This window comes from Nocardia yunnanensis (assembly GCF_003626895.1).
Taxonomy (GTDB): domain Bacteria; phylum Actinomycetota; class Actinomycetes; order Mycobacteriales; family Mycobacteriaceae; genus Nocardia; species Nocardia yunnanensis.
Genome location: NZ_CP032568.1, coordinates 5,574,648 through 5,589,524 on the forward strand (window position 1 = coordinate 5,574,648; position 14,877 = coordinate 5,589,524).

The 14,877-nt window shown below is 67.9% G+C and carries 18 protein-coding genes; 9 read left to right on the plus strand and 9 right to left on the minus strand.

The window, feature by feature from the left end:
* The first annotated feature begins 139 nt into the window (after positions 1 to 139).
* The 3 genes from D7D52_RS26235 (at position 140) to D7D52_RS26245 (ending at position 2,063) form a co-directional block, all read left to right on the plus strand.
* Complete coding sequence (locus D7D52_RS26235; protein WP_120740522.1) at positions 140 to 766, plus strand: TetR family transcriptional regulator; 627 nt, start codon at positions 140 to 142, stop codon at positions 764 to 766.
* A gap of 2 nt (positions 767 to 768) precedes the next feature.
* A complete protein-coding gene (locus tag D7D52_RS26240) occupies positions 769 to 1,416 on the plus strand; it encodes a VC0807 family protein (RefSeq protein WP_120740524.1) in 648 nt (215 codons plus the stop codon).
* A gap of 146 nt (positions 1,417 to 1,562) precedes the next feature.
* Positions 1,563 to 2,063: a hypothetical protein gene (locus D7D52_RS26245; RefSeq protein WP_162958546.1), complete on the plus strand. Its 501-nt coding sequence runs from the start codon at positions 1,563 to 1,565 to the stop codon at positions 2,061 to 2,063.
* A 20-nt stretch (positions 2,064 to 2,083) separates the two neighbouring features.
* Here D7D52_RS26245 and D7D52_RS26250 read toward each other — a convergent pair whose 3' ends face one another.
* Entirely contained in the window at positions 2,084 to 2,749 is a 666-nt protein-coding gene (locus tag D7D52_RS26250) for a cutinase family protein (protein WP_222932678.1), read from the minus strand.
* A 261-nt stretch (positions 2,750 to 3,010) separates the two neighbouring features.
* Between D7D52_RS26250 and D7D52_RS26255 the strand changes: the two genes are divergently transcribed.
* Positions 3,011 to 4,201 carry a L,D-transpeptidase gene (locus tag D7D52_RS26255; protein ID WP_246023299.1) on the plus strand — a complete coding sequence of 397 codons (1,191 nt, stop codon included), beginning with the start codon at positions 3,011 to 3,013 and terminating at the stop codon, positions 4,199 to 4,201.
* Between the two features lie 34 nt (positions 4,202 to 4,235).
* Here the strand turns inward: D7D52_RS26255 and D7D52_RS26260 are convergent, their stop codons facing one another.
* Complete coding sequence (locus D7D52_RS26260; protein ID WP_120740530.1) at positions 4,236 to 4,868, minus strand: TetR family transcriptional regulator; 633 nt, start codon at positions 4,866 to 4,868, stop codon at positions 4,236 to 4,238.
* A gap of 97 nt (positions 4,869 to 4,965) precedes the next feature.
* On the opposite strand from D7D52_RS26260, the gene D7D52_RS26265 reads away from it, so the two are divergent.
* On the plus strand, positions 4,966 to 5,748 hold the full coding sequence (locus tag D7D52_RS26265; RefSeq protein WP_120740532.1) for an SDR family NAD(P)-dependent oxidoreductase: 783 nt from the start codon (positions 4,966 to 4,968) through the stop codon (positions 5,746 to 5,748).
* A gap of 67 nt (positions 5,749 to 5,815) precedes the next feature.
* Here D7D52_RS26265 and D7D52_RS26270 read toward each other — a convergent pair whose 3' ends face one another.
* Positions 5,816 to 6,253: a helix-turn-helix domain-containing protein gene (locus D7D52_RS26270; RefSeq protein ID WP_120740534.1), complete on the minus strand. Its 438-nt coding sequence runs from the start codon at positions 6,251 to 6,253 to the stop codon at positions 5,816 to 5,818.
* 161 nt (positions 6,254 to 6,414) lie between these two features.
* Complete coding sequence (locus D7D52_RS26275) at positions 6,415 to 7,044, minus strand: nicotinamide mononucleotide transporter family protein (RefSeq protein ID WP_120740536.1); 630 nt, start codon at positions 7,042 to 7,044, stop codon at positions 6,415 to 6,417.
* A 93-nt stretch (positions 7,045 to 7,137) separates the two neighbouring features.
* Here D7D52_RS26275 and D7D52_RS26280 point away from each other — a divergent pair, with 93 nt between their 5' ends.
* The 3 genes from D7D52_RS26280 to D7D52_RS38005 all read left to right on the plus strand — a co-directional run bounded on the left by D7D52_RS26280 (position 7,138) and on the right by D7D52_RS38005 (position 8,706).
* Positions 7,138 to 7,395: a hypothetical protein gene (locus D7D52_RS26280; RefSeq protein WP_120740538.1), complete on the plus strand. Its 258-nt coding sequence runs from the start codon at positions 7,138 to 7,140 to the stop codon at positions 7,393 to 7,395.
* Positions 7,396 to 7,613: 218 nt separating this feature from the next.
* Positions 7,614 to 8,504 (plus strand): class I SAM-dependent methyltransferase, encoded by an 891-nt coding sequence (locus tag D7D52_RS26285; protein WP_120744477.1) that lies wholly within the window; start codon positions 7,614 to 7,616, stop codon positions 8,502 to 8,504.
* A gap of 46 nt (positions 8,505 to 8,550) precedes the next feature.
* Positions 8,551 to 8,706: a hypothetical protein gene (locus D7D52_RS38005; protein WP_162958547.1), complete on the plus strand. Its 156-nt coding sequence runs from the start codon at positions 8,551 to 8,553 to the stop codon at positions 8,704 to 8,706.
* Between the two features lie 3 nt (positions 8,707 to 8,709).
* Here D7D52_RS38005 and D7D52_RS26290 read toward each other — a convergent pair whose 3' ends face one another.
* The 3 genes from D7D52_RS26290 to D7D52_RS26300 all read right to left on the minus strand — a co-directional run bounded on the left by D7D52_RS26290 (position 8,710) and on the right by D7D52_RS26300 (position 11,420).
* On the minus strand, positions 8,710 to 9,063 hold the full coding sequence (locus D7D52_RS26290) for a VOC family protein (protein WP_120740540.1): 354 nt from the start codon (positions 9,061 to 9,063) through the stop codon (positions 8,710 to 8,712).
* The gene (locus D7D52_RS26295; RefSeq protein WP_120740542.1) at positions 9,060 to 9,869 is read right to left on the minus strand and encodes an MmyB family transcriptional regulator; all 810 of its coding nucleotides are present in this window, start codon (positions 9,867 to 9,869) and stop codon (positions 9,060 to 9,062) included. Before D7D52_RS26295 ends, D7D52_RS26290 begins: the two co-directional genes overlap by 4 nt.
* Before the next feature lie 102 nt (positions 9,870 to 9,971).
* Positions 9,972 to 11,420 carry an MFS transporter gene (locus D7D52_RS26300; RefSeq protein WP_246023300.1) on the minus strand — a complete coding sequence of 483 codons (1,449 nt, stop codon included), beginning with the start codon at positions 11,418 to 11,420 and terminating at the stop codon, positions 9,972 to 9,974.
* A gap of 126 nt (positions 11,421 to 11,546) precedes the next feature.
* On the opposite strand from D7D52_RS26300, the gene D7D52_RS26305 reads away from it, so the two are divergent.
* Positions 11,547 to 12,119 (plus strand): TetR/AcrR family transcriptional regulator, encoded by a 573-nt coding sequence (locus D7D52_RS26305; RefSeq protein WP_246023301.1) that lies wholly within the window; start codon positions 11,547 to 11,549, stop codon positions 12,117 to 12,119.
* Between the two features lie 6 nt (positions 12,120 to 12,125).
* Here D7D52_RS26305 and D7D52_RS26310 read toward each other — a convergent pair whose 3' ends face one another.
* Both D7D52_RS26310 and D7D52_RS26315 read right to left on the minus strand, forming a co-directional pair.
* Positions 12,126 to 13,502: a DoxX family protein gene (locus D7D52_RS26310; RefSeq protein ID WP_162958918.1), complete on the minus strand. Its 1,377-nt coding sequence runs from the start codon at positions 13,500 to 13,502 to the stop codon at positions 12,126 to 12,128.
* Positions 13,503 to 13,594: 92 nt separating this feature from the next.
* Positions 13,595 to 14,446 carry an SDR family oxidoreductase gene (locus D7D52_RS26315; RefSeq protein ID WP_120744480.1) on the minus strand — a complete coding sequence of 284 codons (852 nt, stop codon included), beginning with the start codon at positions 14,444 to 14,446 and terminating at the stop codon, positions 13,595 to 13,597.
* Between the last annotated feature and the right edge of the window lie 431 nt (positions 14,447 to 14,877).

Genomic DNA, 14,877 nt, shown 5'->3' on the forward strand with positions numbered 1-14,877 from the left:
CGTCACCGTTCGCTCTCGACGATGCCGGGGTGGACGGGCCAATTCATCAGACGGCAGCACATAGTCGGCTAACACTTTTGGCTTACATCACCGCCGGTGATCTCTTGCTCGGTTGAGCAAACCCGCGTACCGTTTGCTCATGCAAGCAAACTCTGACTCGAGTAAGCAAGAGCGCACGTTCACCGAACTCGCCCGCCGCGCCCAGATCGTGGACGCGGCCATCGAGGTCATCGCCGATCAGGGCTACGCGAACGCCTCGTTCGCCAAGATCGCCAAGCAGGCCGGGCTCAGCAGCACCGGCATGATCTCCTATCACTTCCGGGGCAAAGGCGACCTGATCCGCGAGGTCGTCACGCGCATCATGCAGCTGTCGGCCGAATTCGTCGGGGCCGAACTCGATACCGCGGCGGGCTATCAGGGGCGGCTGCGCGCCTTCTTCGCCGCCAACCTCGCCCTGGTCGACGCGTACCCGAAACACCTACGGGCACTGTCGAACATCGCGGCCAATGCCGGCACCGACGATCCGCACCTGTTCGGGCTGCTCGATCAGCTCGGCGCGGTGGCCGCGGCCCAGGCCGAGATTCTGCGGGCGGGCCAGCGCGAGGGCGTGTTTCGCACCTTCGATCCAGCCGTCATGGTGCTGGCCATTCGCGGCGCCCTCGACGCCGCCATCGCGCGAGCCGCCTTCGATCCGCACTTCGACGCCGCCGCCACCGCCGGTGAACTCGCCGACATCTTCGACCGCGCGACCCGTAAGGATGCCTGATCATGGTCACCGACCGCACCGACGCCCAGAAGCGGGCGGCATTGCGCAGACATGTTGCGCGCCAAGTGATTCTGGAACTGATCCTGCCGCTCGGGGTGTACTACGGGTTGCGCGCGGCGGGTTTCAGCCCGTGGACGGCGTTGATCGCCCCGGCGCTGCTGGCGCTGGCGTTCCTCGGCTACGACGCCGTCCGGCATCGCCGGGTGGACGCGGTCGCGCTGTTCACCCTCACCATGATCGTCATCGGCACCGTCGTCTCCCTGGTCACCGGTGACCCCCGCACGCTGATGGTCCGCGACAGCTGGCTGTTCGGCCTGATCGGGCTCTGGATTCTGGCGACGCTTTTCACCCGGCATCCCATGATGCGCAGCATGGCTCGCACCATCGTCACCGTGAAAATCGGTGAGGCCGGATATCGGGAATGGGATGCGCGCTGGGACAGCGATGCTCGTTTCCGTCATCGGCTGCGGGTGTTGTCCGCGGTATGGGGCGCGGGTTTCGCCGCGGACGCCGTCATTCGAATCGTCGTCGCCTATTCGCTGCCGCTCGACGCCATTCCGTTGGTCACCACGCTGCAGTGGCTGGTGGTGCTCGGCGGGCTCATCGGCTTCCATATCTTCTACGTCAACCGCAATGATTTGAAGGTCTGAATCCCGGTGTGGCGGTCGCGGAGCCGGGAAATTGCCGAAAATCGTGTCAGCCCCCTCGACAGAACTGCCGTGTGCACGCCGAACAGTGATACGTTTTCCCTATGGCCGAGTTGGCCGGTAAATCGTTCGCGCATCAGGGAGATGCCGTGTCCAGAGCTGTGAAAGCGACTACCGCGTGGGTGTGCGGGGGGATTCTCGGGATTGCCGCCGGGGTGTTCGGAGCGGGCGGCGCGCACGCCGACGACTCCGGCGGTCCGGTACAGGTCGGCGACACCGTGTATTTCTCGCTCGACCAGTGGAACTGTTCCATCGCCGGCACCGGCGAGGTGGGGTGTGACCTGGCGGTTCCCGCCGCGGTCATGAACGTCCTGTACGCCGGGGCGCAGGTCCCGTTCCCGAATGTTCCTGCCATAGTCATCGATTCGGCCGCGACGCCCGCGCATCCGGAATGGAATTCCAACGGCAGCCATACGCTGCCCGGCGGAAATCCGGGATTGGCGGCCATCGCTCAGGTCAGCGGACACGATCCGCAGTTCTCCATCACCCATGCCGGGGCCACCTGCCAGATCACCTTCAATGGTTCGGCGGTGTGCACCTCGATGGGGCATGGGTTCAACCAAAGGGGACCAGTACCTTTCGGTTACTGATCCCCTTCGAATCACTCGATTTACCGGTACCAGACGCCGGAATCCCAGTCGCCGTAGTCCCAGACATTGAAATCGTAACGACCATGTGCTCCCCCGAAGAGGTAACCCCACCAGCCGGCCGAAGTGTCGCAGATCTGGTCGTCGTGGTTGCACACCGTCAGAACCGGGAAGCCGCCGAACCAATCATCGACTCCCGCAAGGGGATAACCGATGATCCCGCTGCCGGGAGTCGAGGACAGTCCCGCCCAACCCGGGCCCGCGTCCCGCTTGGGATCCGACAGCAGAATGGCATTCGCGTTATCGACATCCTGGTGTGCGGTGACCCAGGCGTGCACGATTCCGGCGCCTTCACTGTGCCCAATGATCCGGATGTGATCGCCGGGGCAGTCGTTGCGGTGCTGCCAGAACAGCCGATCGAGTTCGTTCAACCCCGACATCGGGTCGGCGGAGTTGTATCCGACAGGCTGGTTCACGTACGGCGCGAAGATCGACGACGTGTTGTCGCCGAGCCCGCCGATGCCGATCGCCCAATCACCGGTGCAGTCATCGGCATTGGCCTTCGGAGCCGTCAGGTGTGTCATGGTGGAAAAGAGGAGTGCCAACAGTAATGCGGCGAAGAGCGCCGTTGCTCTACGCATGGTCGTAACTTTCTTGCTCACTAACTCCGGGGCATGCCCGGCTTGCACGCTATGTACCCAGCCGTTGCTGGAGTTCTTGATTCCTGCCGAAACAGTTACCTGGACCGCGATTTCGTAGGCCGTTTCGCGATGTCAGGGGCGTGCGAGCGGGTGCGGGCGGCCACCGTTGCCGATCGGACGCACCGGTCGATCTTGGTCGAGGAACGGTGTCGGTTCGACGACGGATCGATGCCGACGCGGCCTGTCGGCTCGGCGGTGGCGGGTGTGGTGGGACAGGCTGAACCACGGTCCGGCGAAGGGAGGCCCACGGTGGGAGTGCGACGTCGTGAACTACTGCTCGGGATCGCCGGCGGGGTGGTGCTGGCCGGTTGCGGCCGCGACCATCCGCAAGCGCGAAAACCGCCCGCGCCCGCGGTGATTCGGTTCGACCCCGCGCCCGGCGCCCTGGCATCACCGCGCGCCACCGGTGCCGTCACCGTCACCGGCGGCACTCTCACGACGGTGGAATGGATCGACGAGACCGGACGCGCGCTACCCGGCTCGCTGACCCCGGATCGGCGCGGATGGACCGCCACCGAACCGCTCGGCTACGGCCACACCTATACCGCGAAAGCGGTGGCGCACGGGGAAACCGGGGAGATCATCGCGACCACCACGTACCCGACCGTCGCACCGGATCAGCTGGTGGACGTGTCGCTCCGCTCGGCCAATCAGAACGAGCTCGCCGAAAACGACACGTACGGAGTGGGTTTCGTGCTCGTCGCGCACTTCGATCAGGCGATCGACAAGGCGGCCGCCGAGAACTGCCTGCGAGTGGTCACCGAACCCGCCACCACCGGCTCCTGGTTCTGGCTCGACGACCGCAACGCGCACTGGCGGCCCGAGCACTACCACGCGCCAGGAACGCGGATCACGGTGTCGGCCAACCTGTTCGGCATCGAACTCGGGGACGGCGTCTACGGCGCGCGGGATCAACGCGTCAGCGTGACCATCGGCGCGGCGCACGTCGCCATCGCCGACGACGACACCAAACAGATTCAGGTCTTCGACAATGGAAACCTGGTGCGCACCATGCCGACTTCCATGGGCCGGGGCGGCACCGCCGTGATCGGCGGTCGCCTGCTGTCCTTCTGGACGCGTCCCGGCGTCTACACCGTCCTCGACCGCAAGGATCCGGTGATCATGGACTCCGCCACCTACGGTCTGCCCACCAACTCCCGGATGGGCTACCGCACCAGCATCAATCACGCCGTCCGCATCTCCCACGACGGCATCTACGTCCATGAACTCGCCGAATCGGTGTGGGCGCAAGGCAATACCGATATCTCGCACGGCTGCCTGAACATCTCCCCCGCCGACGCCGCCTGGTTCTACGACTTCGTCGTCTCCGGCGATGTCGTGGAGGTCCGCAATACCGGCGGCGACCCCCTCGACATCTGGCAGAACGGCGACTGGAGCATCCCCTGGGCCGACTGGCGGCACGGCAGCGCCCGGAGCTGATCACCGAACCCCGCGGCGGCCGTGGGGAATCGGCCTACAGCAGCGTGTGCGCGGCGATGCGCGCCAGGCAGCGTTCGACGACGTCGGCGGCGGAACCCGGTTCGTCGGAGGCCGCCCACCGTTCGGTGCCCAGGCGGACGGCGGTATTGGCCATGGCGGCGGTGAGCACCACGTCGAGGTCGTCGGGCGCGCGACCGGTGCGGGCAGCGAGGAGGGGCACGAGCCGAGCCTCGGTGTCCTGCTGAATGCGCAGCCAGGTGGCGCGCAGCGCCGGCAGCTGGGTGACGGCCCGGACCAGCGGGCGCAGGTCGGCCTCGGCGATGCCCTCGGCGGCCGCGGTGCGACTCGTGGCGGTCCGGTAGGAGCGGGCCAGGGCCTCGCACAGCGGCACCTCGGGCGGACAGGCGGCCAGCTCGTCGGCCCACGCCTGGGTGCCGAGCGCCAGCAGCGGGGCCAGCACGTCTTCCTTGCCGGCGAAATAGCGGTAGAAGGTGCGCAGGCCCATGCCCGCGGCGGCGGCGATGTCCTCGACAGTGGTTGCGGTGTAACCGTTTTCGATGAACAGCCGAGCGGCGGCCAGCGCGACTTCGCGGCGGGTGGCCGCGCGGCGGGCCTCGGTGAGCGCGGGGCGGCCGGTGCGGGGCCTGTCGCTGGCGGCGCTGGTCATGGACGCACTCTAGCCAAGGCCGAAACTATTCATGGCGCGGAGTGCCATTTACGGCATATCGTGTCAGTAAATAGTTCCACCGATCAGGAAGTGATCCATGAACCGTCTCGAGCAACGCCGCATTCTGGTCACCGGCGCCGGATCCGGCATCGGCCAGGCCACCGTTCTGCGCCTGCTGTCGGAGGGCGCGGTCGTCGCCGGCGCGGACGTGAACGCCGAAGGGCTGGAACTGACCCGCAAGCGGGCCGCCGAGGCGGGCGCCGACTCCCGGCTGACCGTCCTCGAGATGAACATCGGCGTCGAAGCCGACGTGGTCGCCGGGGTACGCGACGCCATCGCGGCCCTCGGCGGGCTGGACGCGGTGGTGAACGCGGCTGGCATCCTGCGGGCGGCGCACACCCACGAAACGTCGCTGGAGCTGTGGAATCAGATCATCAATGTCAACCTCACCGGCACCTTCCTGGTGATCCGGGAGGCGCTGCCCGCGCTGCTGGCCAATCCGCGCAGCACGGTGGTCAACTTCAGTTCCACCTCCGCGAATTTCGCTCACCCCTACATGGCGGCGTACTCGGCGAGCAAGGGCGGCATCCAGACACTGACCCATGTCCTGGCCCTGGAATACGGCAAACAGGGCCTGCGCGCGGTGAGCGTCGCCCCCGGCGGAATCAAATCGGGCATTACCGACGCCACGCCCGGCTATCTGCCCCAGGACGCCGACTGGTCGCTGTTCGGGCGGCTGATCGCCGTGCTGCCGCAGGACAATCCGGCCGAACTGGCCGGCCCGGAGAACGTGGCGGGCGTGATCGCCATGCTGGTCTCCGACGACGGGCGCTTCATCAGCGGCACCGAGATCCGCATCGACGGCGCGGCGCACACGTAGCGGCCGGCACCCCGAAACCGCGGGCCCCGACCGGGATTCGGCCGGGGCCCGCGCATCGACTCGGTGGCTAGTTCGCGCCCACCAGTTCGGTGCCGCGCAGAATGCTGCCCGCGGTGCCCGCCGGCCATTCCAGCGCCGCGTCGAGCTTGGCCAGCACTTCCTCGGCGGGCGAGTCCATCAGGCAGCGTTCGATCTGGCTGAGCATGCCGGTGGACGGGCCGCCGTTCTTGGCCACATCGGCTTGGGTCCAACCGTTTTCCCGCCGCCGCGCCTTGACGCGATCGGCGAGCGCCTGCAGATCCGGTGCATCACCGGAGGCCACCGGTTCCGGCTGCGCCGCCGGCGCCGGCTTCGGCTCCGCCTTGGCCGCCCGCGGAGCGACCGCCGTCGGCTCCTTCGATTCCGAGACCTGCTTGTCGGCCCGCTTCTCCTTGCCGGACGTCAGCAGGCCCTGCGTGATGAGCCGCGACCGCTTGCGCCGGCCCATCTTCCCCATTTTCGCCATCCACCGCTCCTCGATACGCGATCGAACCTTCGCTGAAACCTCGGCAAGGTTGCCACAGGTTCACGAAAAACCGCGATCATCCCGTGGCGTCGGCGCGCCACGACATGAGAAACAGCGACAATTCGCCCGATTAGTTCGATTGCTACCCAATTGCTCTCGAACTAGGCGGGCGTGGCCGCGAGCCGGTCTCGCCGCGACCGGTATTCGCCACGCCAGCGCAGGAAGCCCACGGTCACCAGCACGAAGAAGACGCCGTACACCGCGCCGGAGGCATAGAGCCCGGATTTCACCGCCAGCGGCACCCCGACCAGATCGACCAGCATCCAGATGATCCAGAAGTCGGTGAGCGCGCGACTCTGGGCGAAGGTCGCGATGGCGCTGCCGACGAAGACATAGGCATTAGCCCACGGCGACCACGCGATGTGCAGCCACGACAGGTGCGCGAACGCCTCGGCCACCACCGCCGTGCCCAGCACCAGCACCGCCAGCAGGATCAGCCGTTCGCGCCGGGAAGCCGGTCGCACCAGCAGATCCCGATGGCCGCCGGTGCCGCGCCGCCACGCCATCCAGCCGTATCCGGCCAGCCCGATGAACAGCAGCTGTTTGAGCGCGTTGCCCGGCACGTGCGCGTGCACCGACGCGGCCAGCAGCAAGATCGCGCCAGCCAGCTGCACCGGCCAGGTCCATACGGTCTTGCGCATGGCCAGCCACACCACCGCCAGCGACAGCAGATTGCCGAGGGCGTCGGTCCAGAGGATGTGCTCCCCGAGCAGGTCGAAAGCCGCGTTCACGCCAACTACCGTGCCACATCCGGGGTTTGCCGCCGCACCCGTGCCGTTACTGCCGCGATCATGAGGGTATGCCGCCGTCAGGAGGTGACTGCCATGACGAATCCCGAGTTCTCGGTGCCGCCGGTGCAACCCCCGGACCCCGTCCCCACCCCGCCGGTACCCAACCCCGCGCCCCCGCTGCCCGATCCCCCGCAGCCGTATCCCGAACCGCCGGGACCGATTCCGACCCCGGACCCGGGCGGCCCGACCCCGACACCGCAACCGCCGCACCCGTATCCGCCGGAGCCGCGACCGTACCCGGAGGTGCCGGGCCCGGCGACCGATCCCAGCCCGGGCTGGCCCGCCGCCTAGGGCCACGAACACCCCGGTGGCCGAGCGGTTTCCACAGAGAACGATGCCGCCACCGGACAGCAGCAACACGTCGCCGAGGCGATCGTCGCCGCGCGATCGCGCGCATCGTGCGCGATCCGATGACGCGAAATGCACCGCGGCCAGTGATTCGTGGAGGATTTCCGCGCGTCTGCGGCGAGCGGGTGACCTGCGCCGATGCGCTGGGTACGTTGGCGATCATGCGTACCGACAATGATTCCTGGGACATCAAGACCGGAGTGGGCTCGACCGCGCTGTTCGTCGCGGCGGCCCGGGCGCTGGGCGGGCGCGATCCCGACGCGCCGGCGCGCGACCCGTTCGCGGAGCATTTCGTGCGCGCGGCGGGCCCGGAGTGGGTCGATCTGCTCGAGGGTCGCACGCCCGAACATCCGCTGCTGACGCCGGATTTCGGCGCGCAGTTCCAGCAGCATCAGATCGGGCGGACCCGCTATTTCGACGATTTCCTGGCGTCGGCCACGGCCGCGGGCATCCGGCAGATCGTCATTCTGGCCGCGGGACTCGACGCCCGCGCGTACCGGCTGGCGTGGCCGGACGGCACCGACATCTACGAGCTGGATCGGCCGCAGGTCCTGGCGTTCAAACGCGAGACCCTCGCCGCGGCCGGGTTCACGCCGGGAGCCCGCCGCCACGAGGTGGCGGTGGATCTGCGCGAGGACTGGCCGAAAGCCTTGCGCGAGAGCGGTTTCGATCCGTCGGCGCCGACCGCGTGGCTGGTCGAGGGCCTGCTGATCTACCTGACCCCGGCCGCGCAGGACGATCTGTTCACCGCGATCGCCGCGCTGAGCGCACCGGGCAGCCGGGTGGCCGTCGAGCAGATGGATCCGCTGCCCGCCGAGGCGGTCGCCGCCATGTCCGAGGGCGACGACGCGGGTTCGGAGTGGGTGAACATGATCTACAACGAGCCGCGCACCGACACCACCGCCTGGTTCGGCGCCCACGGCTGGACCGGTGAGCGGGTCGCGCTGACCGACTATCTGGTGCGACTGGGCCGAACCCCGGTCGGTGCGGGTCCGCGCCAGCAATCGCTGATCAGTCTGGTCACGGTGGCGCGCACCGCAACCGGATCGTGACGGCAACTCTCCCGCTACTTATAGGCGGTTGCCTATGCTGGCCCCTATGGCATTCCGCGAGGCAACCGCCGCCCGGACCACCACCCCTTCACACCGGCACACCGCACGCCGACTGGCCGCCGAGTTGCTGCTGTATCCCCGCGCCCTGCAACTCGGTCTGCGCTACGTCCGCTCCGCACGACGGCGAACCCTGCCCGGTTGACGCTCAGCGGGCCAGCGGACTGTAGAAGACCAGGCCGTTGCCCTTGTTGTCGTACACCACGGCACGGCGTTCGTGCGCGTCGTCGTACGGCCCGGTGACGATGCCGCCGCCGCTGGCCTCGACGGCCTTGGCCGCGGCGTCCACATCCGCGGTCTTGATGCCGACCACGACCTGCCCGTGGATCGGATGGTCGACGGCGGTGGCCAGCGCGAGGGTGATCGGGCCGCCGTCGAGTGCCGCGAAATGGGTGCCGTCGCGGAATTTGACCGGCATGCCCAGGGTCTCGCTGTAGAACCGGATGGATTCGTCCAGGTCGTCGGTGGACAGGATGATCATCTTCACTTCGTGGTCGCTCAAGGCAGCCTCCCGTGTCCGGATCGTCGGATTTCGAGTCCGAGTATGACGGCGATGTGGTTCGGGAACGCGGTGCAGTGCAGTCCGGCGGTTTGGATCTGGAAGCAGCGCACCCGCCCGGTCGCCGGGTCGCGCAAGCGCTGCACGCGCGCCGAGGGCGGGAAGTCCACGCCGTCCTCGGACCAGATGCGGCGGAAGTCGGCGAATCCGCTCAGCTCGTCCACCAGCGCGGTGAGGGCGGGATCCGCCGCATTGCGGCCGTAGGTGGCGCGCAGCCATCGAATGTATTTGCGCGCCTCGGTATCCCAGTCCACCTGATGCTGCCGGGCCAGGGCATTGCCGAACATCCAGCGGAACAGGTTGGCGTCCTGGCGAATGCCCGGCAGGGCCGCGTCCCATTCGGCGTTGGCCTCCAGCACATTTCCGCATTGATCGACATAGGCGGCCAGGTGCGGGCGGAACAGGTGCAGGGCGTGCCGCTGCTCGCCGGTGATGGCGGCGCGCAGATTCGGCACGGTCGGCTCACCCGGCAGCGACAGTCCCGCGAGGTCGAAGACGTGCCGCCGCTCGGCGGCCGAGATGGCCCGGATGCGGTCGAGGCAGCGCAGCAGCGCCTCGACCACGGGACGGGCGGGCCGGTCGCGGTCGCCCTTCTCCAGATGGGTGACATAGCTGGCGCTCACGCCGGCGGTGTAGGCCAGCTGTTCGCGGGAGACGCCGCGATCGTCGCGCAGCCGCCGCAGGGCGCGGCCGAAGGTCGGAATCTCGACTCGCGCGGTGTCTCGCGCAGTGGTGGTTCGGTGTGTCATGCCGGCGGCTCCCTTCGGTTGCCGTCCGAAAGGTCCAGAACTAGCAACCAATTGGCAATGCTGCCACAGGAGGGCGGGTGCGCCGGGAATCGACACTCGCGCCTACCGCTGGCGCGTGCGGAAGGTCAGCGCCACCACGAACGCCAGCGCCGCGATGCCCGCCGCCACCGCGAACGCGACCGTCATCCCGCCGACCAGGGCGTGCTGGGCGGTGCCACCCGCGTCCCGCGCCGCCGTGCCGAACACGGTAACCAGAATCGCCAGACCCAGCGAGGCCCCGGTCTGCTGCAGGGTCTGCAGCGCGCCGCCGGCCGCGCCCGCCTCGTGCGGTTCGACATTCGACATGATGATCACGTTCAGCGGCGAGACCGACAGCCCGATCCCGCAACCCAGCAGCAGCATGGCCGCGAACAGGACCGGGAAGTAGCCGCTGTGCGCGGTCAGCGTGGTGAGCAGGATCAGTCCGGCCGTCATCGCCACCGCGCCGGTCATGGTCACCGGTTGGGGGCCGAAGCGCGGCAGCAGCCGCGGGATCAGCCGGATCATGGTGAACATCAGCACGGCGGTCGGCAGGAAGGCGAAACCCGTTGCCAGCGCGCTCAATCCGAGCACGTCCTGCAGGAACTGGGTCAGGAAGAAGAACATCGACATGCCGGCCATCGGCACCAGGAAGATATTGGTGTAGGCGGCGGCGCGATTGCGGTCGGTGAACAGCCGCAGCGGCAGCAGCGGTTGGGCGGTACGGGATTCGATGACCAGGAACGCGGCCAGCAGACCCGCACCGATCGCCAGGGTGATATCGGTGACCGGGTCGCCCCAGCCGTGCGAGGCGGCGCTGATGAAGCCGTAGGCCAGCGTGGCCACGCCGGTGGTGGCGGTGACGGCGCCGGGCAGGTCCAGATGCGCTGGTTCCCGTTGCGCGGCAGGCAGATTCAGCACCGCCAGCACCACGACCACCAGGCCGAACGGCACGTTGATGAACAGCACCGAGCGCCAGCTCAGCCATTCGGTCAGCAGGCCGCCGACGATCAGGCCGATGGCGAAGCCCGCGCTCGACATGCCGGAGAACCAGGCCAGCACCCGCATCCGGGCCTTGGGGTCGGGGAACGAGGTGGTCAGCAGGGCAAGGGTATTGGGGGCGGCCATGGCGCCGCCGATGCCCTGAACCACCCGCGCGGCCAGCAGCCAGCCGGCGGTCGGGGCCAAGCCCCCGGCCAGCGAGGCGGCGGTGAACAGGGCGGCGCCGGCGATGAACAGCGCGCGGCGGCCGAACAGGTCGCCGGCGCGGCCGCCGAGCAGCAGCAGGCCGCCGAAGACGACGCTGTAGGAGTTCATCACCCACGACAATCCGGTCGGGCTGAAGTGCAGGTCGGTCTGGATGCGCGGCAGCGCCACGTTCATCACGGTGATATCGAGGACGATCATCAATTGGCAGGTCAGCAGGGTGGCCAGCACGATGCCGGACCGAAGCCGACGCGCCGGGGCGCGGGTGTCGGCGACGGCGACGGCGGTGCTCGAGGCAGCGTCATGCAGGGACGGTGAGGTCGACAAGGGGATGCTCCGATGGATGGAATCAAACGGAGGTAGCCTCCGTTTCCTATGGAGCTATCATATGGAGGGTTCCTCCGATTACGCAAGCCTATCCGGAGGGTCCATCCGTTTTCTAGTGGAGGGTTCGTGGAAGCACCGTCGACCGGAAAGCCGATGCGCGCCGACGCGCGCCGGAACTACGAGCGGATCGTGTCCACCGCCCAGCAGGCGTTCACCGAACTCGGGCCCGACGCGGCGCTCGAGGAGATCGCGCGCCGCGCGGGCGTCGGAATCGGCACGCTGTACCGGCATTTCCCGAGTCGTGAGGTCCTCATCGAGGCCGTCTACCGGTCCAATATCGAGGCGCTCAGCGCCCGTGCCGGCGTCCTGCTCGAAACCCATTCCCCCGAAACGGCTTTCGAGTATTGGCTGCGCGAGCACGTGGCCTGGGTGCGTCTGAACCGGGTGCTCGCCACCACCCTCAAGGCCGGCATGGATCGCAATACGCCGACCTTTCAGCTGTGCCGCACCGTCATCACCGCGGCGGCGGCGCAACTGCTCGACGCCGCCCGCGCCGTGGACGCCATCCGCCCCGATATCGAAGCCGCCGATCTGTTGCGCCTGGCCCACGGCATCGGCATCGCCTGCGAATCCACCACCCCGGAGGCGACCGAGCGCATGGTCGCGGTCACCATCGCCGGACTCCGCAGCCGCGACTGACCCGGTTCACCGGTTGTAGGGCTGTTCCTGCACCCAGCTGAATCCGCGCTCCAGCAACGGGAATGCCTGGGGATCGAGTTTCTTGAAGTAGGCGTGGATGCGGTGCCCGGCATAGTCGTCGGCGTCGATGACCAGCAGACCGGGACCCGGCCACCAGTAGGTGAGGCGGACACGGACGGGGGTTTCGGCGTAGGTGCCCAGCGCGATGCGGTGGTGCAGGTCGATGAGGTGGCGCGCCGGATCGATGCTGCCACCGTAGATCTCGAAGGAATCGTCCATGTGCTGGATGGTGAGCACCACCGGATCCGTGACATGGAAGGGGCGGTCGACCACGACTCGCCGCCAACGCAATTCGTCGGTGAGCAGGGGATCGCGGGCGTAGCCCTCCGAGGAGAAATGGTCGATCTCGTAGATCCCGTACAACTCCGGGGCCGGGTGCTGCCACTGCCGCCAGTTCTGCACGCCGGTCACCGCGAGCAGGAGCAGACCCGTCACCAACTGGGCGACCAGAGCGATCCGGTTGGCGCGCGCGGAGGTGAACAGGGGCGCCGGGCGGCGGGCGGGCGCGACGCGGTCGGAGCACAGCACTGTGAACAGCCGGCGCGCGTGCGGCGCCAGCAGAAACAGGCTCAGCAGCAGGAACTGTGACGAGACCGTCTTCAACCGGATGTCGTAGGTCATGTTCAGCAGGAAGACCTGTGTCATGTCCACCGCGCACAGCAGCGCGCCCGCCGTCGCGGTGCGCGGGATCACCAATAGCACCCCGGCCAGCAATTCCGCTACGCCCAAGGCGATCTCGTAGGGTTGCGACACACTGACCTGCGACCACAGCACGCCCTCGGGGCTGAAGTTCCCGTACGGCTCGACCAGCCGGTTCAAGACGAACGGCATCTGCGTCGGGATCGCCTTCGCCATGCCGAAATAGAACATGGCGATGGCCAGCACGAACCGGAAGCCGACCTGGGTCCAGGCGAACAGTCGCGGATAGCAGGGCCTGCGGCGATCGAGCAGTGACCAGATCACCGTCGCGATCAGAGCGATCACGAGCACGAGAAACAGTGCGGTCCATTGGAATCCGCTGTCGCTGCCGACCTGGGTGCTGGTCACGCGCAATCCCAGGAGGTGGGTGGCGGTCCATTGGATGGGTGGGCGAGCCAGGCCCAGCATCCTGTGCACCGAGGCCCAGCCCGTGTCGATGCCCAGTCCGGCCAGCAGGATCGGCGTCAGGCCGATCACACCGACGAGTCCGAACAGACCGAAATAGCTCGTTGCGAAACGGAAACCGATCCGGGTCGCCACGTGCCAGCGCTCGTCCGGTCCACTCGGCGTCGAATCCGGCACCGGCTCATCCGGGTTCGATGCCGCGGATTTCGGCTCCGCCACCGTCGTCTCGGTCACTACACCCTCCCCTCACCGTGCGCCGACAGTACGCAGGGCCGCTTAAGACGGACCGGGTGGTTCGCTGAAGAGACCGATCACTCCCCCGCCGCTGCCGACCCGTCGTGGATGCGGGCGGCGTAGGCGGCCCGAGCACTGTGGTCGTAGTCGAGGAAGACGGTGTCGACATCGAGCAGGTGATAGAGGGCGCGGGTGAGACGGTCCGGATACAGGGCGGCCAAACGCATGCTGACGCCGAGGGAGCGGGGCACGGTGCGGCGCGGGGACGGGCGTTCGATCATGGCGATCACGCCGGCGGCCACCTCGTCGGGTTCCAGGGCGCGCTGGCCCTTGGGGGTCCGGGTGCCGGAGATCAACTCGGTATTGGTGAACGACGGGAGCATGGCGCCGACCTGAATGCCTCGATCACGCACCTCCAGGCGGGTGGCATCGGTGAACGCGAGCACGGCTGCCTTGCTGGCGTTGTAGAGCGCCATGCCGGGCGCGGGTGTCACGCCGGCGATGGAGGCGATATTGATGATCTGGCCGTGGCCGCGCGGGATCATCCGCAGCAGTGCGATTTTGGTGCCCAGCATGACACCGTGCAGATTGACGTCGATACAGCGCGTCGCCTCCGTGTCACCGACGGTTTCGACCCGCCCGAGCGGCATGATGCCGGCATTGTTGACCAGCACATCGACGGGCCCGACCAGGTCCTCGGCCGCGTCGAGGAAGCCCGCGAACGAACCGCGATCGGTCACGTCCAAGGGCAGCGCGGCAATGCCGAGGTCCGCCCCGGCCTTCTCGGCCGCCACCGGATCCAGATCCCCGATCACCACCCGCGCACCACGATCCCGGGCCGCCCGCGCCGTGGCCAGCCCAATTCCCCGGGCCCCGCCGGTGATCGCCACCGCCTTGCCCGCAACCTGTTGCCGCCGAATCGTTTTCATGAAAAACCTCCCGCGCCGCCCGGCGTCCTGCCGGGCCACCTCCCCTCGACGATCCCACTCCGGTACGACGGCCACATCCGATTCGGGAAGGTCGGTACGATTCCGGCTCTTCGCTTCCTGGGCGCGGGTGATGTCGTCGTTGAAGCGCGGGATGGGTACTCGCCGCGCCCTCACTCCTCGTCGAATCGCATTTCGACAACTAATGCGCGCGCGAGCGTGCGAAAAGGGCCGGTTCCATCGGGTGAAACCGGATCGACCATTGACAGCGGTGGCCACTAGGCGCAGGCTCTTGTGTTGGCTCGACAATTGCTGAGCGGATTCGGTTGTCGGCGATCGCCGCACCGCGGCGGCGCGACAGCGCTGGAAGATTCGACGGACGCGATGTCATCGCGCGTCCTATCTCGCAGTTCGGACATGGACCTACCGATGCG